The 17,153-nt window shown below is 64.4% G+C and carries 37 protein-coding genes; 18 read left to right on the plus strand and 19 right to left on the minus strand.

Features of this window, described 5'->3' with window-relative positions; genetic code table 11:
• Positions 1-51: 51 nt before the first annotated feature.
• From KDK82_RS08765 to KDK82_RS08835, 16 genes are all read right to left on the minus strand, one after another.
• Complete coding sequence (locus KDK82_RS08765) at positions 52-699, minus strand: hypothetical protein (protein ID WP_088164579.1); 648 nt, start codon at positions 697-699, stop codon at positions 52-54.
• Complete coding sequence (locus KDK82_RS08770; RefSeq protein ID WP_088164580.1) at positions 689-913, minus strand: hypothetical protein; 225 nt, start codon at positions 911-913, stop codon at positions 689-691. Before KDK82_RS08770 ends, KDK82_RS08765 begins: the two co-directional genes overlap by 11 nt.
• On the minus strand, positions 910-1,977 hold the full coding sequence (locus tag KDK82_RS08775) for a recombinase RecT (protein WP_088164581.1): 1,068 nt from the start codon (positions 1,975-1,977) through the stop codon (positions 910-912). The genes KDK82_RS08770 and KDK82_RS08775 overlap by 4 nt, the downstream gene beginning before the upstream one ends.
• A complete protein-coding gene (locus KDK82_RS08780; RefSeq protein WP_088164582.1) occupies positions 1,974-2,783 on the minus strand; it encodes a lambda exonuclease family protein in 810 nt (269 codons plus the stop codon). The genes KDK82_RS08775 and KDK82_RS08780 overlap by 4 nt, the downstream gene beginning before the upstream one ends.
• Positions 2,784-2,790: 7 nt before the next feature.
• Positions 2,791-2,982 carry a hypothetical protein gene (locus tag KDK82_RS08785; RefSeq protein WP_088164583.1) on the minus strand — a complete coding sequence of 64 codons (192 nt, stop codon included), beginning with the start codon at positions 2,980-2,982 and terminating at the stop codon, positions 2,791-2,793.
• Positions 2,983-3,098: 116 nt separating this feature from the next.
• The gene (locus KDK82_RS08790; RefSeq protein WP_088164584.1) at positions 3,099-3,389 is read right to left on the minus strand and encodes a hypothetical protein; all 291 of its coding nucleotides are present in this window, start codon (positions 3,387-3,389) and stop codon (positions 3,099-3,101) included.
• Positions 3,386-3,601, minus strand: coding sequence for a hypothetical protein (locus tag KDK82_RS08795; protein ID WP_088164585.1), 216 nt, complete (start codon positions 3,599-3,601; stop codon positions 3,386-3,388). The genes KDK82_RS08790 and KDK82_RS08795 overlap by 4 nt, the downstream gene beginning before the upstream one ends.
• Complete coding sequence (locus tag KDK82_RS08800; RefSeq protein WP_088164586.1) at positions 3,598-4,239, minus strand: hypothetical protein; 642 nt, start codon at positions 4,237-4,239, stop codon at positions 3,598-3,600. The genes KDK82_RS08795 and KDK82_RS08800 overlap by 4 nt, the downstream gene beginning before the upstream one ends.
• Before the next feature lies 1 nt (position 4,240).
• Complete coding sequence (locus KDK82_RS08805; protein WP_088164587.1) at positions 4,241-4,540, minus strand: hypothetical protein; 300 nt, start codon at positions 4,538-4,540, stop codon at positions 4,241-4,243.
• Between the two features lie 67 nt (positions 4,541-4,607).
• Positions 4,608-5,093, minus strand: a complete 486-nt coding sequence (locus KDK82_RS08810; protein ID WP_143343412.1) for a hypothetical protein — start codon at positions 5,091-5,093, stop codon at positions 4,608-4,610.
• A 193-nt stretch (positions 5,094-5,286) separates the two neighbouring features.
• Positions 5,287-5,481 (minus strand): hypothetical protein, encoded by a 195-nt coding sequence (locus tag KDK82_RS08815; RefSeq protein ID WP_088164589.1) that lies wholly within the window; start codon positions 5,479-5,481, stop codon positions 5,287-5,289.
• Positions 5,471-5,812, minus strand: a complete 342-nt coding sequence (locus KDK82_RS08820; RefSeq protein ID WP_088164590.1) for a hypothetical protein — start codon at positions 5,810-5,812, stop codon at positions 5,471-5,473. The genes KDK82_RS08815 and KDK82_RS08820 overlap by 11 nt, the downstream gene beginning before the upstream one ends.
• Positions 5,813-6,275: 463 nt before the next feature.
• Positions 6,276-6,554 carry an Arc family DNA-binding protein gene (locus KDK82_RS08825; RefSeq protein WP_088164591.1) on the minus strand — a complete coding sequence of 93 codons (279 nt, stop codon included), beginning with the start codon at positions 6,552-6,554 and terminating at the stop codon, positions 6,276-6,278.
• Between the two features lie 5 nt (positions 6,555-6,559).
• Positions 6,560-6,913: a hypothetical protein gene (locus KDK82_RS08830; protein ID WP_256974418.1), complete on the minus strand. Its 354-nt coding sequence runs from the start codon at positions 6,911-6,913 to the stop codon at positions 6,560-6,562.
• Positions 6,914-6,948: 35 nt separating this feature from the next.
• On the minus strand, positions 6,949-7,107 hold the full coding sequence (locus KDK82_RS32685; protein ID WP_179217870.1) for a hypothetical protein: 159 nt from the start codon (positions 7,105-7,107) through the stop codon (positions 6,949-6,951).
• A 115-nt stretch (positions 7,108-7,222) separates the two neighbouring features.
• A complete protein-coding gene (locus KDK82_RS08835) occupies positions 7,223-7,447 on the minus strand; it encodes a hypothetical protein (protein WP_088164593.1) in 225 nt (74 codons plus the stop codon).
• A 433-nt stretch (positions 7,448-7,880) separates the two neighbouring features.
• Between KDK82_RS08835 and KDK82_RS08840 the strand changes: the two genes are divergently transcribed.
• Positions 7,881-8,381: a hypothetical protein gene (locus KDK82_RS08840; RefSeq protein WP_143343413.1), complete on the plus strand. Its 501-nt coding sequence runs from the start codon at positions 7,881-7,883 to the stop codon at positions 8,379-8,381.
• Here KDK82_RS08840 and KDK82_RS31845 read toward each other — a convergent pair.
• Together KDK82_RS31845 and KDK82_RS08845 are read right to left on the minus strand one after the other, a co-directional pair.
• Positions 8,325-8,618 carry a hypothetical protein gene (locus KDK82_RS31845; protein ID WP_143343414.1) on the minus strand — a complete coding sequence of 98 codons (294 nt, stop codon included), beginning with the start codon at positions 8,616-8,618 and terminating at the stop codon, positions 8,325-8,327. The two genes, KDK82_RS08840 and KDK82_RS31845, sit on opposite strands and share 57 nt — an antisense overlap.
• 22 nt (positions 8,619-8,640) lie before the next feature.
• Positions 8,641-8,895 carry a hypothetical protein gene (locus tag KDK82_RS08845; RefSeq protein WP_088164595.1) on the minus strand — a complete coding sequence of 85 codons (255 nt, stop codon included), beginning with the start codon at positions 8,893-8,895 and terminating at the stop codon, positions 8,641-8,643.
• On the opposite strand from KDK82_RS08845, the gene KDK82_RS31850 reads away from it, so the two are divergent.
• The gene (locus tag KDK82_RS31850) at positions 8,894-9,106 is read left to right on the plus strand and encodes a hypothetical protein (RefSeq protein ID WP_143343415.1); all 213 of its coding nucleotides are present in this window, start codon (positions 8,894-8,896) and stop codon (positions 9,104-9,106) included. The two genes, KDK82_RS08845 and KDK82_RS31850, sit on opposite strands and share 2 nt — an antisense overlap.
• Before the next feature lie 492 nt (positions 9,107-9,598).
• On the opposite strand, the gene KDK82_RS32690 is transcribed toward KDK82_RS31850, so the two are convergent.
• A complete protein-coding gene (locus KDK82_RS32690) occupies positions 9,599-10,195 on the minus strand; it encodes a helix-turn-helix domain-containing protein (protein ID WP_179217871.1) in 597 nt (198 codons plus the stop codon).
• 60 nt (positions 10,196-10,255) lie between these two features.
• Between KDK82_RS32690 and KDK82_RS08855 the strand changes: the two genes are divergently transcribed.
• The 16 genes from KDK82_RS08855 to KDK82_RS08925 all read left to right on the plus strand — a co-directional run bounded on the left by KDK82_RS08855 (position 10,256) and on the right by KDK82_RS08925 (position 17,082).
• Complete coding sequence (locus KDK82_RS08855) at positions 10,256-10,522, plus strand: hypothetical protein (RefSeq protein WP_088164597.1); 267 nt, start codon at positions 10,256-10,258, stop codon at positions 10,520-10,522.
• Complete coding sequence (locus tag KDK82_RS08860) at positions 10,515-10,946, plus strand: hypothetical protein (protein WP_088164598.1); 432 nt, start codon at positions 10,515-10,517, stop codon at positions 10,944-10,946. The genes KDK82_RS08855 and KDK82_RS08860 overlap by 8 nt, the downstream gene beginning before the upstream one ends.
• Before the next feature lie 137 nt (positions 10,947-11,083).
• On the plus strand, positions 11,084-11,617 hold the full coding sequence (locus KDK82_RS08865; protein WP_034394524.1) for a hypothetical protein: 534 nt from the start codon (positions 11,084-11,086) through the stop codon (positions 11,615-11,617).
• Positions 11,610-11,759, plus strand: coding sequence for a hypothetical protein (locus KDK82_RS32695; protein ID WP_179217872.1), 150 nt, complete (start codon positions 11,610-11,612; stop codon positions 11,757-11,759). The genes KDK82_RS08865 and KDK82_RS32695 overlap by 8 nt, the downstream gene beginning before the upstream one ends.
• Positions 11,756-12,628 carry a hypothetical protein gene (locus KDK82_RS32965; RefSeq protein WP_218827065.1) on the plus strand — a complete coding sequence of 291 codons (873 nt, stop codon included), beginning with the start codon at positions 11,756-11,758 and terminating at the stop codon, positions 12,626-12,628. Before KDK82_RS32695 ends, KDK82_RS32965 begins: the two co-directional genes overlap by 4 nt.
• The gene (locus KDK82_RS08875; RefSeq protein WP_016449964.1) at positions 12,615-13,283 is read left to right on the plus strand and encodes a DUF6475 domain-containing protein; all 669 of its coding nucleotides are present in this window, start codon (positions 12,615-12,617) and stop codon (positions 13,281-13,283) included. Before KDK82_RS32965 ends, KDK82_RS08875 begins: the two co-directional genes overlap by 14 nt.
• A complete protein-coding gene (locus KDK82_RS08880) occupies positions 13,280-13,483 on the plus strand; it encodes a hypothetical protein (protein WP_088164599.1) in 204 nt (67 codons plus the stop codon). The genes KDK82_RS08875 and KDK82_RS08880 overlap by 4 nt, the downstream gene beginning before the upstream one ends.
• 14 nt (positions 13,484-13,497) lie before the next feature.
• Entirely contained in the window at positions 13,498-13,869 is a 372-nt protein-coding gene (locus KDK82_RS08885) for a hypothetical protein (RefSeq protein ID WP_088164600.1), read from the plus strand.
• A complete protein-coding gene (locus KDK82_RS08890; RefSeq protein ID WP_088164601.1) occupies positions 13,860-14,066 on the plus strand; it encodes a hypothetical protein in 207 nt (68 codons plus the stop codon). Before KDK82_RS08885 ends, KDK82_RS08890 begins: the two co-directional genes overlap by 10 nt.
• Complete coding sequence (locus tag KDK82_RS08895) at positions 14,063-14,290, plus strand: winged helix-turn-helix domain-containing protein (RefSeq protein WP_088164602.1); 228 nt, start codon at positions 14,063-14,065, stop codon at positions 14,288-14,290. Before KDK82_RS08890 ends, KDK82_RS08895 begins: the two co-directional genes overlap by 4 nt.
• A gap of 10 nt (positions 14,291-14,300) precedes the next feature.
• The gene (locus KDK82_RS08900) at positions 14,301-14,813 is read left to right on the plus strand and encodes a hypothetical protein (protein ID WP_088164603.1); all 513 of its coding nucleotides are present in this window, start codon (positions 14,301-14,303) and stop codon (positions 14,811-14,813) included.
• A complete protein-coding gene (locus KDK82_RS08905; protein ID WP_179217873.1) occupies positions 14,810-15,262 on the plus strand; it encodes a hypothetical protein in 453 nt (150 codons plus the stop codon). Before KDK82_RS08900 ends, KDK82_RS08905 begins: the two co-directional genes overlap by 4 nt.
• Positions 15,250-15,759 carry a hypothetical protein gene (locus KDK82_RS08910; protein WP_088164604.1) on the plus strand — a complete coding sequence of 170 codons (510 nt, stop codon included), beginning with the start codon at positions 15,250-15,252 and terminating at the stop codon, positions 15,757-15,759. Before KDK82_RS08905 ends, KDK82_RS08910 begins: the two co-directional genes overlap by 13 nt.
• Positions 15,756-16,229 carry a hypothetical protein gene (locus KDK82_RS08915; RefSeq protein WP_088164605.1) on the plus strand — a complete coding sequence of 158 codons (474 nt, stop codon included), beginning with the start codon at positions 15,756-15,758 and terminating at the stop codon, positions 16,227-16,229. The genes KDK82_RS08910 and KDK82_RS08915 overlap by 4 nt, the downstream gene beginning before the upstream one ends.
• Positions 16,226-16,621 (plus strand): hypothetical protein, encoded by a 396-nt coding sequence (locus tag KDK82_RS08920; protein ID WP_088164606.1) that lies wholly within the window; start codon positions 16,226-16,228, stop codon positions 16,619-16,621. The genes KDK82_RS08915 and KDK82_RS08920 overlap by 4 nt, the downstream gene beginning before the upstream one ends.
• Complete coding sequence (locus tag KDK82_RS08925; RefSeq protein ID WP_088164607.1) at positions 16,618-17,082, plus strand: hypothetical protein; 465 nt, start codon at positions 16,618-16,620, stop codon at positions 17,080-17,082. Before KDK82_RS08920 ends, KDK82_RS08925 begins: the two co-directional genes overlap by 4 nt.
• The last annotated feature ends 71 nt before the right edge of the window (positions 17,083-17,153 follow it).

Below are 17,153 nucleotides of genomic sequence, written 5' to 3' on the forward strand. Positions count from 1 at the left end.
TGCTTTCAGGCGCCGCGCGGGCGCCGTGGGTGGTTCAGTGGATGGGGTGGATCAGTCCTGCCCAGCGGTCGCTGCGAAGGCTTCTTCGGGCGTCTGCTGGTTGACCGGGTGGAACGGGTCGGTGGGCGGCTCGTCGCGGCCCTGGACCGGGAACGGGTTGTCCAGAGGCTGCTGCTCGCCGGCCAACTCGGGTGCGGTCAGCATGATGGGCACCTCGTTTTGCACCAGCAGGGCCAGCTTGCCCATGGCCTTTTCCGTCAGGTGGTTGGAGCAGCGGACGCGGAACTTCACCTCCACGGTGCCGCCCTCGCGCGGCGTCAGCTTGAACCGGTCCACTTTGCAGTCGGACAGCGGGATGTCGCTCGCGCCGCCCAGGCCGTGGCCGATGGTGAGCGTGTAGCCGTCCAGATCCCAGCTCCATTCGATGGGGCGCATGCTGGGGAAACGCAGGTTCGGCAGATCCGAGACCTGCTCGATCCCTTCCAGCGCCTGTTGCGCGCCGTCGCCAGCTGCAGCAGCACTGCGGTGGTAGATGGCGGACAGCAGGTGCCCGTCGAACTGGCTCAGGATGCTGTTGGGCGCGTCGATCTTGAAGAACAGGTCGGTGGCTGGGTTCAGCTGGTTCGGCCCGTTTTTCTCGCTGCGCACGTTCACGTTCGTGAGCTTCGCGTTGGTGAACTCTTCGATTTCAAAGGCCATGGTGGTCCTCGGTGGTGGTGGTGGAAACAGGGATGGGCTGGCCCAGGGCCTGGGCGGCGTACTCGCGGCCGAGCTTTTCGGCCTCCAGGGAGACGCGCAGGAATGCGCGGGCGACCTGCTCATGCGTGAGGTTTTCCGCGCCGATGGGCAGGCCCGTGATCAGGCCTGCCAGCTGCGCGGCGAACTTGGCGGCCGGGACGGTGGCGGCGGTCATGCCCCAGGCATCTCCGCGCGCAGGGCCTCGTACTTGGCGTTGAGGTTCCTGCGGTCTTCCTCGACAGGCAGGTCGCCGATGAAGCTGGCCACCTCGTCCAGCTTCTCCGGGCTCTTGGCCTTGAGCATCTGGGCGAGCAGCTCGGGTGCGCTGTAGCCGATGGCGACCGGCTGTGCTGGAGCCTGGGCGGGCGCGGCCGGCGCTGCAGCGGAATCGATCACGCCGTCGTGCTGCTGGTCGTCGCCTGGCGGCATGTCGTCGGGCATCACCGTGAACTCGCCGTCGATGATCGTGCTGGTGTCCAGGTTCTGGTCCTTGCCGGCCTCGGCCATGCCGTCCAGCGCCGCGGCGGTCTGGAATTCGATGGACAGCGGCAGGTACTTGGCCAGGCGGCGGATGACGGTCTTGCGGCCCATCTCCGTGAAGTGTTCCTTCCAGACCTTGCTGGGGAACTTGTTCTTGGCATCGGCCGCAGCCTGGATGCGCTCGACCTGCAGGCGGCTCATGAACTCGAAGCAGTGGCCGCCATCCTTGAGCTTGGCCACGGCGTAGAAGCCGATCACCTCGCCACGCTCGCCCATGGCGGGCCGGTGCTCCAGCTTCTCGTCCAGGCCGTAGACCAGGTCGAAGGTGTCCTGCTCGCAGACCTCGTGCGCGGCGATGCTCATGATCTGGCCACTGCGCCGGGCCAGGTCGATCAGGCCCTTGTAGCCGATGATCACCTGCACGCTGTTGACCCAGCGCTCGACACCCTGCGCATCCTTGCGCTTCGTGTTGAAGGGCACGAGGTAGGCGTGGCCCAGCACTGTGTTGGGCTCCAGGCCCATCTGGGCGCATTGGCCTATGGCGCCGACCAGGCTGGCGACGTCGCACTTGGCCAAGGCCGGCGTGGTGGTGGCCGCGATCTGGGCTACCTTCAGCAGCCGCTCGGCGTTGAGGTGCTTGGGCAACATCTTGGCGATCTCGCCACGCTTGCTCTGCAGCAGGTGCGCGATCTGCTCCTTGGGCTTCATCTGCGCCAGGGGGCGGGCGGCGGCGGGCGCCTGAGGAATGGTGGTGGTCATGCAGGTTGCTCCTGGGTGTTGCCGCGCAGGGCGGTTTCGTACTGGTCCACCAGCTGCTTGAACTGCAGCAGCTCGGCTTCCATGGTTTCGATGTAGTCGTCGTCGCGTGGCACGCGCCAGCGGGTGAAGTCGCGGCCCACGGCGGCCAGCGCCGGGCAGTAGATGCAGAAGTCCCACCAGCGCCTGCCGGTGATCCACATCCCGCCCTGCACCTGGTCCATGAACTCGCTGATGTCGTTGTCCAGCAGGCTGGCGCGCAGGCGCAGCGGGTCGATGAGGCACTTGTACTCGGCACCGCCGTCCGGCTCGATCAGGCCGTCTGCGCTGGCCCCGAAGAAGCCGTCGGGCGTCGTGATGAAGCCGCAGGGCAGCACCTCGACGCCGGCATGCACCTCATGCGCGGCGCGCGCCATAGGCTCCAGCTCGTGCCCGCGCCGCATGGCGTAGGTCTCGAATCCTTCGTCCAGCGGTTCGCGGCTGCCGCGCTCGATGGCCAGGCGCAGGGCGTAGCTCTTGGCGGCCTCGCTGAAGTCGCCGATGGGCAGCCCGTCGATGGCGCGCTGCACGGTCTCGGTGAGCTTGGGGCGCGTCTTGTAGCCGGCCTGGGCCGCCGCAGCATCCGTGGCCATGCCGGCGCGGATGCCTGCCACCAGGGCCGCCTGCTGCTCCGTCAGACCTCCAACGCGCTCGCGCGCCGTGGCGAACATGCTGGCCGTGATGACGCCGGAGCGGTCGCGCTTCCATTCGTCCGTGCCCTGGGCGCTGTAGTGGACGATGAACTGGTGGGCGTCGGCCAGCGTGGTCATCGTTACCTCACTTCCGCGCGGCGCGGTACTGCTCTTCGGTGATCTGCTCGGCCTTGGCCTTGCCGCCGGCCTTGGCTGCCTCGGCCTGCTGCGCGGCGATGAAGCGGTCAGCGTCCCAGACGCGGTGCTGGTTGACGTAGGAGTTGCCTTCTTTGCCGGTGTGGCGGACGTAGATGTCACGGGGGGCTGCAATGCTCATGTGGAACCTCTGTGGGGGAAATGAAAACGGCGCTCAGAAAGCGCCGGAAGTGAGGGCGGCCAGGCCGGCGCACATTGCGCTCAGGCCGAGCCAGAGGAAGAGGTGGAGTAGGGTATTCATGGCGTGGCCTGCTCCTCTGCCTCCGCATCCGCATCCGCCTTCTTGGCTGCCGCCACACGCTGCGCGGCCTCCTTGGCGACCACCTCCTGCACGAACTCCAGCACGGCCAGGGGGCGGTATTCCTGGGTGAGGTGGCCTTCACCGTGCACGCGCTTGATGGGCAGAGGGATGCCCTTGGGCTGCTGGCCGTTGCGCAAGGTGATGGACATGTAGGCGTTGCGCAGGAGGTGGTTCACTGCCCCATTGGCCAGCAGCTGGATGTCGTCGTCGGCGTAGTACTTGCTCATGCTTTTTCTCCCGTGGATTTCTTGAGGGCCTTTTCGGCGAGGTCCACTTCCCAGAAGTGGTTCCAGGACGTTGCGTGGCCGACACCCTTGAAGCCGGCCACGCCCGCGCTGTCTTTGACGATGGCCAGGAGGGCCTGCAGCGCGTGCGCCAGCCCGCCGTTGATCTCGGCCATGCGCAGCAGCTCGTCGGTGTTGGGGTGCTCGCGCGTCATGGCGCGGCCCAGGTGCTGGCCATAGCCGCCAGGTGGCGGGCCGCAGCCTTGTCGATTGCGGCCTGGACGGCGGCGCGGGCATCACGCTCCATCTGGCGCAGCTTCTGGCCTGGGTCCAGTGCCCGCAGTTCCGCGTCCTTGGCCTTGATGGCCTGGATCAAGGCCTTGCATCGGCCTTCCTCATGGAAGAGGCGCTTCCACAGGTCGTCGTACTTGATCAATTTTTCGTAGTCGCGGTACGGGTAGACGCATCCCTGATAGCTGGATCGCAGTGCGGCAAACGATTCGGGATCACAGAGCGCACTGCTGAATACGTAGCAGCGCTTCAGCGACTCCACATCCGAGCGAGTGATATCCCGATAGCCTTTGATGCTGCCGCTCCACCAGTGATCCTTGAGCTTCTGGGTGGTGCCGTCCTTCATGGCGATGGTGAGCTCTCGCCCAGCGAAGGCCACAAATCGGCCACTGCCGTGCGAATAGACGAGCGCAGCACGGAACGGGCCGTCGGAACCGATATAGTCATTGCCCACGCGCTCGTAGGTCAGCTGCAGCGGGCGGTTGAGCACCAGGGCCTCTTCATCGTTGAACTGGACCACGGCCACGACGGACAGCGGCGCCAGGGTTGTCGAATCGGGCATGTCACTTCTCCTTGAAACACGAAAAACTGCCGGCCTCGTAGACCGGGGTGAGGCCCTCGCATGCCCGGGCCGCGGCGCGCGCAATGCGCTGCTCCTGCGCCGTGGGCTGGGGCTCCTGCGCTTCGGCGTGGCTGCAGCCTGTGAGGGCCAGCAGGAGCAGGGCGGCCAGCACAGCGAGCAGCCAGCCGCCGGGCACGCCATCGGCGTCTGGCTCATGCACCGGGCCGGGCCGCGAGCACTCGCGCAGGTAGCGGGCGTCGGGATCGGGGTTGAAGGGCTCGGAAGGGGTCACTCGTTGCATTGCGGTGGCTCCTGAAAAGCGAAACCCGCCGGGAGGTGCGGGTTCTGGGGGAGTTGGATGGGCGGGGTCATGGGGACTCCTCGGGTTGCAGCAGCCCGTGCTCAACGATGTGTAGCGCGCCGATGGCGGCCGCGAGCGGGATCTGGCCCACGTATTCGTTGATGCAGTTGTTGAGGTCCTGCACCAGCTCGCCAATTTCTGGGTATGGCCTGCCACCAAAATTCGGTCTGGCTACCTTCGCTTCGGCGTTTTCTGCGGCCAAAGATCGGCGCGCCAGGAGCCATACGCACTGCACGTCACTCAGGCCAGCGTTCGATGGGTGGGGGTCATGCACCAGGCGCCCGTCATTCATCACGACCATGTGTGGCGTACCGCGCGGGGAAGTGCCGGACACAAGGTAGTCGGCCTCAAATGAGCGGTTTCCCGGGATCATCACAGCGCTGTAGCCCTGTGACTCTGCGAACGACTCGAAAAGCTCCCAGCATTGTTGAGGGCTGCCGCTGGCCGCGAAATCCGGCACCTGGTCGATGCGCAGGCCCAGCATAAAAGCCATGGCGCACTGCATACAGTTTCCAGACCCCGCTACCTGCTTATATCGAACGTTTGCAGGAGTATCGGAACTACGGAGTGGGATTCCAGCGTGGTGCAAGCCATCTCTTGCATGGGCAGGAGCGGAGCAGCGACGACAGTTGTCCGGGTCGGTGCAGCCGTCCAAAGAAGCTGCTCTAGATTCCATCGTCATCTCCTCAAATGGCATCGGCGCTGAACTCCAGCGCCTGGGGTTGTTGGGCGAGCGCGGCGCGTACCAGCTCGGGCGGCATCGGCTCGGAGAACTGGCGCTGCAGCGCGGCTTCGAGCGTTGCGCAGCGTTCCTCCAGCTCCATCAGCCGGAACTCGGCCAGGGCAGGGTGTTTGGCGACGGTTGCGGCGTCAGGCAGCATTGATGCCCTCCGGGTAGCGGTTGGCGATGTGGGCCAGGACGGCGGTGCGCAGCTGCAGGGCCGGCTGGCTGATCATCAGCGCGCCGAGCGCCGTGATGCTGTCGTGGTCGCCGTCGGCGATGGCCTCGGCCAGCATTTCGTCGAACGACATGGGCAGTCCGAACGGGCCGGGCATGCGCTCGTGGAACCAGTCCGTGGGCGTCATGAAGGCCGCGGCGCGCTGCAGCTTCTGCAGGGCGCGGGCCCTGTCCTCCTTCGCCGCAGCGGCGCGGCGGTCCATCTCGTTCTCCCAGCGCTCCGCATCCGCGCAGGGGTTGGCGGTCATCAGCATGGCTGAATCTCCTGTGGTGGTGGTTTTGGCCGCTGCGGGCCGGGAAAAGAAAGGCCCGGAGCGGTGAAGCTGCGGGCCAATGAAAAAAGCCGGCGCCCGGATGGGCACGCCTGGGGAGTTCGAAGGGGAGGGAGGAGATAGTCCCCCAGGGCCCGGCTGGAAAAAGGAGCCGTGTTCGCGCGCAAATCGCTTGCATCCATCTCCGGTGCGCGCACGGCTGAAAGGGTTGATGGCCGCCGTATTCGCCCTGGCTTTCCCTCTACAACGGTTTGGCGGACTCTCACCGCTTGCGGGTGGGCAACTACCCGTCACGATTGGCCATCAAGGGTGCTGGCTGGCCCCTGCAGATACCACCTGCAGCGCACTTTCGGGGCGGGCCACTCCAAGGCGCGTGCCCACCAGTCAGCACTCTTGATGGCCCCGGCGCCGTGCCGGGGACGTTTCGATCCTGCCGTCAATCCGCTCACTCGGGATTGGCAGCGCGTGCCAGCTCCACCAGCTCGCGCAGGCAGTCGGTCTGCTTTCGCATCTGGGCCAGCATCTCGGCCAGCACCGGCTGCGCGGCTGGCTGCTCGGCGGCGAAGTCCTCGCCCAGGGTCTGGGCCAGGCGGTGGAGGATTTCGGCGTTGAGGCTGCGGCCGCTTTCCCGCGCCGCCTGTTCAATTCGCTCCCGCATCTGCGGCAGCATGCGCAGGCCGAGCGGGGCAATCTGCCCAGTGGGCGCGGTGGTGGTCCTGGCCATCCCGATCACAGCGCCAGGCGCCGCTCCAGGTCCTGCAGGGCAGCGCAGGATTCGCGCAGCTGTTCAGACAGGTCTCCGATGTGGCCTACCAGCGGCGCGGGGGCGACGGGGGGCGGGCTGTTGCCCGCACCTTCCGCACGCTCGCAGGCTGGTGTGAGCACGGGGCTGAGGCGCTGGGTCAGGCGCTGGATGATGCCGGCGAGTTCGCGCAGGCCGCCGTCGATGTGGCCCACGGCCATTTCGACCTGGCTGATCGGCTTGGGGCTGTCGAATACCTGAGTGTGAAGGCGCAGGTCCTGGGCCTGGGCGGATTGGGCTGCTTGGCCATGGCGAATGCCAGTTTGAACGTGAAGGGTCACGGTGGTCTCTCCTGTGGTGGTGGCGGAAGTGGCGCTCAGAACGAGCCGTGGCGCGTGCCCTTGCGCAGCGAATCCCAGATCAGCGTGCCGCGCTTGGTGCTCTGCACCTGCTCCTTGCTGGCGGCGCGACGGGCCTTGTAGACCGCCCGGGTTTCATTCGGCAGGCGCTCGGGGGTGTGGACGTTGGCTTGCATGGCTTTCCTTTGTGGTGGTGGTTGAGAAACAAAAAAGGCCTCCCGCATCGAGAAGCCTCTTTTGTTTGCCCCGATGACGCTCGGGGCGGGCGGTGGCATAGCGCCGTGACGATGGTCAGGGCACTCCGGGATTGATCTGCGGCGTTGTCGGGAAACGGTGGATGAATTGATCCGTCACGAGGTCCGCGACCGCCATCGCCAGCTGCGCCGCCTCCGTGGCGCCGACATGACCTTGCCGCATCGCCACCGGCAGCATTTCGCGCACCGTGGCAAACCAAACCCTGCGGACCTCATAGTCGGCGTTAAGCCACTGCAGGCCGTCGTATTCCGCTTCTGCCATGGAAATCTCCTTCGTTGTGAAACCGCAGGACCCTGATCCAAGGCCCTGAGGTTTTCGTCCTGGCTCTTCCCGGCGAACCGGCTCCAGGACTCACAAACCCCTTGATCGTCGGTGCATCCCTCCGCGATCTCTCACGGGCTAGGAAGGGGGCTCACCTTCATGGCACCACAGCAGCGGGCATTCGCCTTCTTCTGCCTTCCCATCGTTTCCGACGCCGCTTGACCATCTGGGCGGTGACTGCCCTGGCGCTGATGCGCTGTGTGGGCTGCTGGGATGAATTAAAGCATGCTTTCAAATCTTGATGCAAGCATTCTTTCATCTTGGGTGAAAAAAGACGAGAATCCACAGCAGAGACCGGGCGTAGGCATGCCGGCAGCAGGCGCCTGGCAGGTGGACGCAAAAAAGCCCGCTCAGGGCGGGCTCAGGAGGATGTATGGAAGATCAGAAGGAAGTCGCAGCCGAGAGTCCGGCTCGTCTCAGTCCGGGATTTCTGGCCAAGATGAAGGGGCAACTCCAGGGCGCTCTAGGAGACCAGGAGCGATGCCTGCAAGATTTGCTGCTTGCGAATGTGCTGCCTCCAGAGACCCTGGAGTCCATGCGGCTCTGCAATGTGCAGCTGGAGTCACTGATTGGAACCGTCGATCAGATGCAATGCGATGTGCGTCGTGAAATAGACGCAGAGGCCGAAAATCTGCCCGCCTGGCTGATTGAGGCAATCGATGAGGTAGTGTGCGAGATGATGCCGCCGGATGCAGTTCTTTTTGAGCTGATTGGTCCAGTTGGACGCATAACGCTACGGCGCAATGGAATTCATTCGGGAATTCCGAAAGGACTCTCTCCAGTCAATTTTGCTGCTGCCTATCTTCCGGTCTTAATTTTAAAAGTGGCTGCCGCCGTCCTTGTCATGACCAGCGAAGGGGCCAAGGCGAGATGATGCCTGCGGCTTCTCGCAGGGGGTCGCTTCAAACGCGGCGGCCAACTCAGAAGCCTCTGGTGAAAAATAGATTGTCACGGATGTGGACTCTGCATCTGATGCTGAGTAAATTGCGGCACCCGTCCATTCTCCGTGAATGGCCGCATAGTCCATGTAGGCTTTCATAATCTCCATGGATTGAGGCAGGGAGTTGGCAGTCTTGCCAATATTCTTCTGATACCAAATTTCGTTGGTCATATTTTTCCTGTCTATTTGTCAATCAAGCTTTGGGGTTGTGCGGGGATGCTTCTAGCTTGTAATGCGCCCAATCCAACACCTGACTAACGATCAACCCATCATCGGCGTCTATGTATTGGTGGAGATGCTTGGCAAGTAACTCGCATGTTGTATTGCTGTGCTTAATGCTCCAAGCCGATTTCAAGTGCCTCACCCCTCCAAGGCTTTCGATGGCCTTGATTAAACTTGAATAATCCTTGGACTTCCTTAAGTCGTATTCAATAAAGTAAACAGCCATGAAAAACTCCCTTTCTGAAATTGAAAAAGAACCTACCGTTTGGACTCTTCCTGCTGGATTCCTTTTGCACATTGATGGATTTCCCTACGAGACTGCCGCAGAGGTTGCCATCAAAGGATTTGTGAATCCGTTTGATCACTTGCAAAGGAAGCGCCCACAATGCTGTGGAGTTACCGTATCGGGGTATTCTTGTACAGGGAAAGAATCCTAGCTCGCCTTTGCTCTTTTATTCTTGCGCGCCAGAGCGCGTAAGAAAATATCAATACATTGAGTCCGAAGGCCATCCAAGAGTGCAGATGGAATAACCATGGTCTTACGCCAGGCTGTGGTTGAGCTGACAAGGCTACATACAAGAGGAGAAACATGGGAATCGCTGTCACAAAAACTCGCGCCGTAATCCGTAGGCTCGGCGATTTGCGCTTAGCCACCGATCTCAGAATGCGGTTCTTGATACCCCTTCTGCCCCTGCTCTTTACATTCATAGACGGATGGTTTGCGAAAGTAATACTTCTACCAGCTGCGCTTGTCATTGCCGTCGCCGCTTGCGCATTAACGGTGATTGAAATGATTCTGGAATTCAGGTCTGCGAACAAAAAAGATTAATGCCACATCGTCCACCATGCCTTGAATTTGCCGGTTGAGTTGCTATGGCTATTTCGCATCTCTTGTCCGAGGCGTGAATTGATAAATCTTCGCAGAAAGCCTAGGCTTGCTTTGAGTGCTGAATTGGAATTGCTAGGGGTTGCATTCCAAGGAATCCCCTCACACTATTTTCAACTCTTATTATCTCTGTCTGATCAAGATTTGAAAGCTCTTTTAGCAAATCGTCGGATAGAGGAAATTTTGATTTAGGGCGTGGCTCACCCTCTCCAGTTGCAAGCCAGAAGTGATCGACGCGCAGCGCCTCGGCTGCCCTCGCACTGTTTTCCGCAGTGAGCGCAACCGTGTCGCCACGGATCACCTGTCCTATGGCCTGGACCGATGCGCCAACAGCTTCTGCAACTGCTGCGCGGGATGAGCCCGCAAGTTGGATGGCTTGGTTGAGTCGTTCGCCGTATGTCACAAAAGTCAGCTTACATGGCGGTTGCCCATGGTCGAGAAAGCATGCTTGCTTGTTGCTTTGAAAGCATGCTTTAATCTCGGCTATGAACTCTGAACAGATCATCGCCGCCTTGGGCGGCACATCCGAAGTGGCAAAGCTCTGCGAGTGCTCCCCGCAGGCTGTGTCCCAGTGGTTTGGCGTCGATCCAGCAACTGGCGCGCCACGGACCATCCCCAAGCCCCGGTTGCTTTTTCTCAAGGCGGTGCGTCCAGAGATCTTTGCCGCGCCAGCTCCGGCCCCCGCTCCCCAGGAGGCCGCATGAAGCTCTTCTCCTTCAAAAAGCGCCAGAGGCCCGAGCCTGTGCCGGAAGACTTTCCCGCACTCAGCGAAATCGACGAGAAGGCCATCGAGATCCTGAAGTCGCTCAAGGGCATGCGGATGTGCGACGCCGAACAGGCCTTGTTCGGCGCCCACAACGCGCTGCTGCATTGGCATGAAAGGGCTCCTTTCGCCTGCCTGCCGCCGTCGATGAGCCTGGCACCCAAGGGTGCCGCCACCCCCGCCCAGGAGCCCGGCCATGCGTAGCCGCACCGCCAAGAGGCCGGGCCCGCTGCTGCACCAGCAGCGACTGCACAGCGCCCGGCAGCGCCACCGCAATACAGCCCTGCAGCGCTGGGAATCTGAAGTTGCCTACTACGAAGCCTTGGCCTTGCAGAAGGCGATGTTCGCGCCGGTGTCTCCTGCTGTGCTTGCAGCTGTGGTCGCCTACGAAGCGGCGGCAAAGCGTGTCGCGTCCACATGGGGCGAGGTCAGCTGGAACTTCTCCGGCTCCCTGGACGCGCCTTCCACTCAGCCTTCCTCGCTGTGCCCGCGCCCGGTCACGGTTACCGCACTGCCGCACGACCGCGTCGTCATCAAGGTTGGCGATGCGGAACTGGAGCTGACCAACGAGGAGGCCGCACGCCTGTTCTCGATTGGCCGCGACTTCGGTGGCGAGCTGCAGGCGTAGGGGACAGCAGTGCCATCCCGCTACGCCCGCCGCCGCGCCAGCCCATACAGCAACGAATCCAGCTCCCTGCGGCTGACGTCCCATTCGTCGTCCAGGGCCTCGTCCTCCACGACCACCACAGCCACCAGGACAAAGACATGAACCAGAACTACCCCATGCCGCAGTACGCGCGCAGCCGTAATCCAGAGCTGGACTTCACGCACATGCGCGTGAACCTGCACAGCTTCACGGCCAACATGCTGGAGGCCGAACTGCACAGCCGCCTGCGCTATGCCGACCCGCGCACCAGCCGCAATCAGATCATCACCGAGGTTCTCGACGACTGGGCCAACCGCTGCTGGAACGAATCGAAGATGAAGGTGGGCCTGGTGCCCGAGAACCCCTTCGAAGTCGTGCAGGTCCGCCTGCGCCCGGGCCGGGACGTCGAGAGCGACTATGTCGAGGTGCGGGCTTCGGTGCGCACGTTCACGCTGGACGTGATCGAGGCCTACGTTCGCAACCTGAACGAGAGCGTGGACCCCGACGCCAGCCGCGGCGCGGTGATTCGTCAGATCCTGAACTGCTGGGCTGTTGAGCAATGGCATAGGTCCAGTATCACGATGGCCCGCGTGCCCAGCAATCCATTCAGCGCGGCATCGGCTCCCAGGGGCGAGGAGGGCGGCAATGTCTGAAGTCGTCAGCCTCGACCGCATCAAGGCCCTGGCGGCTGCCGCGCGTGCCGCTGGCCAGCCCATCGAACAGGCATGCCCTTGGCCGGCCACCACTCCTGCAGGCCAAGCCTTCGCCGCTGCCTATGAAGGGCGTGCGCAGTGACCGATACCACCGAGAAAACCAAGCGTCCGGCGTTCCAGTTCTACCCCGCGGACTGGCGCAAGGATGTCGAGCTGCAGTCGTGCTCCATGGCCGCTCAAGGCCTGTGGATCAACGCCATGTGCATCGCACATGAATGCGAGCCCTACGGCCACCTGATGGTCAACGGCCGCCCCATGAACACCGCTCAACTGGGCCGCCAGGTCGGACTTTCCGTGAAGGAATGCGAGGGCCTGGTCTCCGAACTTCTGGACGCTGGCGTGGCCCGCCGCACCGAGGAAGGGGCGTTGTTCTCCAAGCGCATGGTGCAAGACGAGACCACCCGAAACGCCCGTGCTGCCGGTGGAAAGACTGGCGCAGAGCACGGCTCGAAGGGGGCTTCCCATGGAAAGAAAGGGGGGCGTCCTGTGCAACCGAAGGGGGGTTCTGAAACCCCCCTTACTGGAAACGAGAGTACCCCCCTTCCAGGCTTCGAAGAACCCCCCCCTTCTTCTTCATCTTCTTCTTCTACTTCTCTTAATTCCGTACCTGACGGTACGGGCGGCCAAGCCGCCACCTCGCCGGGCGACATGCCCCGCGATGAGCTGTGGAAGGCGGGCAAGTCGCTGCTGGCACAGGCCGGAATGCCTGCTGCGCAGTGCGGCTCGTTCGTTGGAAAGCTGGTCAAGGACTACGGCGACGCCGTGGTGGTGGAGGCCGTGCGCGCCGCTGTGGTGGCCCGGCCAGCAGACCCCGTTTCGTACCTCAAAGCCGCGTGCCAGGGCACTGCCGGCGAACGTCGCCAGCCCAACCGCCAGGAGGCGCTGGAGACCCGCAACCGCAACGTGGCCGACGCCTGGGCGGCCGGAGGAGATGACCATGCAGGCAGCTGACCGACCGGCCTTCGGGCAACTCGTGACCGACGTGCTGGCGTACTACCGCCAGGACGCCAGCCGCTTCGTGCTGGACCTGTGGTGGAACGCCTGCCAGGGCTTCGACCTGGAGCAGATCCGCACTGCCATGCAGCGGCACTGCACCGACCCCGAGCGCGGCCAGTTCGCCCCGAAGGTGGCCGACCTGGCGCGCATCCTGCAGGGCACTGCCACTGACCGCGCTGCGCTGGCGTGGGGCAAGGTGCACGAGGCCATGAGCTCTGTTGGCGCGTATACCGACGTCGTGTTCGATGACCCGGCCATCCATGCCGTCATCGAGGACCTGGGCGGCTGGCCCAAGGTCTGCCGAATGGACCTCAAGGAGCTGTCCTACCTGCAGCACCGCTTCACTGAGTCGCACCGGGCCTACACAGGCCGGGGCCAGTTCGAGTTCCCGCGCCGGCTCATGGGCGACCGCAGCCCCGACAGCGAGTACGAGAAGCACGGCCTGCGCCTGCCGGCACCTGCGCTGGTGGGCGATGCCGCCCGCGCCAAGCGCGTGTACCTGCAGGGCAACGCTGCAGGCAAGACGGCGATCAGCTACCAGCCGCTGGAGGCCATCGAAGCCGCGCCGGCCGGGCTGCTGCCCGCAGGAAGGCCACAGGCAGTGGCATGAGCAACACCCCGAACCCCAGCGGCCGCCACGTCGCCATGTTGCAGAACCTGCGCGATGCGCTTTCCGCCGGCGCGGCGCGCGACCCGAAGCAGTGGGCGCGCGACATCTTGGCTGAAGCACAGCGCGGCCGGAAGGTCTCCGCGATCCGCCTGCGCTTCGCCCGCGAGGCGCTGGGCCGGGAAGCAAACGAGCAATTTTGAGAGGACCACCCGAGATGATCATCCCCATCCACAGTACCGAGCTGCGCGCCCTGGGCGCCGTGCTCCTGGCCAAGGCCACACCCGGCCCCGTGATGGACGCGCTGCACTGCGCCCACATGGAGACCGAGCTGGGCCATTGCATCCGGTTCGCGATCCGCGTGCTGGAGAGCAAGGATCTGCCCGTGGACGTGCTCACCGTCTACGAGTTCATCCAGCAGCGCACGTGCTCCATCCGCTTTCCCGTGGGCAGCAAGCAGGCCACCCTGCAACTGCTGGCCGAGCTGATGCAGTACTCGGCCACGCCCGACGCCGCGCTGGCGTACTTCCTGAGCCGCGCCAATGTCGGCGAGGACGAGCTGGCCGCCGAGGAGCAGCCATGGGCCTGATCCAGATGCTCAAGAACGGCGCCGTGCTGCGCTACCGCGAGGGCTTCGGGTTCTACGCCGTGAAGGCTGGACTGCAGAGCCCGGTCGATCAAGGCCAGGCCGAGGCCGCCGTGCGCGCCGGCAAGGTCCGTCCCGAAGGCCGTGGCCCCGACAAGTTCGGCGTCTTCCACTTCGCCCTGTCGCGGGGTGCCGCATGAGGGCGCCTTCCGAACGCAGCCTGCAGGTGCTGGCTTTCATGCGCGAGTTCTTGGCCGAGAACGACCAGCTGCCGCCAGCGTGCGTCATTGCCAAGCACTTCGGCTGGGCTTCTGCCAACGCCGCACAGGAGCACATCAACTCGCTGCGCGGGCACGGCCTGGTTGAGACCAACGCCTGCGGAAAGCTGCGCTTCGTCCGCGCCACCCCCAACGCCACCGAGTGAAAGCCCACCCATGACCATCATCATCGGAATCGACCCAGGCCTGACCGGCGCCTGCGCAGTGCTGGACCACCAGGGCGTGCGCGCGGTCTTCGACCTGCCCACCATGCCCGTGCCCGGCGCCGGCCCCAAGGCGCTCGTGAAGCGCAAGATCGACAGCCGCGCGCTGTGCAGCCTGCTACTCAAGCACTGCCCGGCCGACGCGGGCAAGCCCCAGGTGATCCTGGAGCAGGTCAACACCATGGGCGGGGCCAACAACGCCGTGCAGACCCAGGGCAGCCTGATGCGCAGCCTGGGTGCCATCGAGACGGTGCTGGAGTGCCTGCGCTTCCCCGTGGAGTACGTGGCGCCCCAGCGATGGAAGCGACGCTACGGCCTGGGCAGCGACAAGAAGGAAGCACTGGAGACGGCGCGCGGCCTGTACGGCGAACTGCCCGAGCTGAAGCGCCAGAAGGACCACAACCGGGCCGAGGCCGTGCTGCTGGCCCACTGGGGGAAGATCGACCTGCTGGGAGTGCAGGCATGAACACCGAGCGCGAAATGCTGGAGGCGGCGGGCCGAGCCGCCGGTCAAGGCCGCTCGATGGCTGGCGATCTGTGGAGCTTTGCACGCGGCGGACTATGGGAGCCTCACAAAGACGATGGCGACTCTTTCCGCCTGGCTGCCGCACTGCGCATCAGCGTGGAGCACAGCCTGTACATGGATCTGCAACCCTGGGTGCTCGCCCGGTGCGCCGCTGAAGACGGCTATCGCAGCTTCATGGAAGACGTGCCGGACGAATCCCAGCGCGCTGAACGCACGCGTCTGGCAATCCTGCGCTGTGCTGCTGCCCAAGCTCCAAAAACTGTGGGCGCCGGTGGGCCTGAAACCGGCCCCGAAATGGCTGAAACCCGCATGGATACTGGGTTTCACCGTGGGCCTGAAGGCTGTCCGGACACGGTGCTGCTGGAGGGTGGTGAAGCATGCCCGCGCTGACCAGTCGCCCCTTCGGCCGCCGGCCCGCCGCCGCGCCAGCGCAGGACCGCGAGGAGCGCCTGGCCCAGCGTGCCGCGCGCGCCCTGGCCAGCGCCCGCGCCACGGCCAGTCTGCGCTGCAGCACCAGCGTCTCCATCGGCTCCACCACGGGCCACGCCGTCCCGAAGGACCGCCCGCTGCGCAGCGAAGCATTCCGCCGCGTGGTCGCCTCGCTGCCCTGCGCATGGTGCGGCATCGCCGGCTTCAGCCAGCACGCCCACGAGAACGAAGGCAAGGGAGCACGCCTGAAGGTGGACGACCGCCGGAGCATGCCGTTGTGCTGCGCGCGGCCCGGCATCGAGGGCTGCCATCAGCGCTTCGATCAATACCGCCTCGTGCCCGGCGGCCGGCAGGCCCACATCGACCTGGGCCGGGCGCTGTCCCGGCGCACGCGCGCGCAGATCCGCGACGCAGGCCTCTGGCCTGCGAATGTCCCCCTCTGGAGCGAAGAAGCATGACCAAACTCGTCCTCACCAAAGACCAGCAGGGCAAGCTCTGCGGCAAGGACCCGGCCGCCCAGCGTGCCTACGCCAAGTTCCGCCGCGCCATCACGGAGCTGGCTCCGGGCGAGACCCTGGGTTTCTCCTTCTGGCTGCCCAGGTGCCCGGAGCACCACCGTTTTTTCTTCCTGAAGCTCAACCGCCTGCTGGACCAGACCGAGGCCTTCGACGACGCCACGAAGCTGCGCCACTGGCTGCTGATGGGCGCCGGCCACTGCGACTTCGTGCCAGGCCTGGACGGCAAGCCCAACGCGATCCCCAAGAGCATGGACTTCGAGGCCATGGACGAAGCCGGCTTCTGCGAGCTGCAGCGCGCCATCGATGCATTCCTCTGGACGGGCCACGCCCAGGCAGTCCTCTGGCCCGCCCTGGATGTGCACCAGCGCTGGGCCTGCATGGAGTCGTTCATGGGAGGGTTCGAGCGATGAGCAAGGCAAAGCACAGCGCCCGGCCACCCAAGGTCAAGTTCCAAGAGAACGAGCCCCTACAGGACTACTACCACGACGGCAAGGGCGGCTGGTACTCCGTGGCCAGGCTTCTGGACGACACGAAGGACTTGCCCGTGTTCGACATGCCGCTGGCCGGAATCGATCTCGATCATGCGATCTGGCGGGACTGCGACATGTTGGGCCTGGCCCGGCACGTGAAGCAGTGCATGGATGCCGACCTGGACTGCCCGATCCTGCTGGACTGGATGGGCTCCATCGCCGACGGCCGCCACCGCGTGCTCCGGGCCATCGCCCTGGGCAAGAGAACCATCAAGGCCAGGCGCATGACCTGGAAGCCCGATCCCTGCCGGCAAGAGGAGCCCCGCTCATGAAGCACATCCCCAACAACCAGCGCCGCGTGCCCGACGTGGTGCCCAAGTTCTGGCGCGCCAAGCTGGCCCCGTCCACGAAGCTGAGCGCGAAGGTGGCCCACCACGACCTGGTGTCCCGGCTGGAGACAGGCACTGCCACGGTGGCCGATTTGTGGGATTGGATCGAGACCGGCTTCACCTACAGCCAGATGTTCCGCCTGCTCTGGGAGGACGGCGAGCCCCTGACGTCCGAAGCAGAGGCAGCCATCGCCGCCCAGCTCAACACCTACCCGGCTGTGTGCGCGCGCTTTCGGACAAAGAAACGCGTGGGCCTGTCGGGGCCTGAGCTGCAGATCGCGCGCCAGGCCGCCCAGGTCTTCGATGGCCTCATCGACCTGGACCGCAACGGCATCGCCGTGGCCGCAGTGCAGTGGTCCGAGAAGCAGATGGCCCAGATCAGGGGAGCCCTTCACATGCCCTGAAAAAAGGAAAGCCCGCACGTGGCGGGCGATCCCGGTCCTGTGACCTGAGCAATCGCAGTTTAGCCGGAGAA

Origin of the sequence: Delftia sp. K82 (genome assembly GCF_002193035.1) — a bacterium.
GTDB lineage: Bacteria > Pseudomonadota > Gammaproteobacteria > Burkholderiales > Burkholderiaceae_C > Comamonas > Comamonas acidovorans.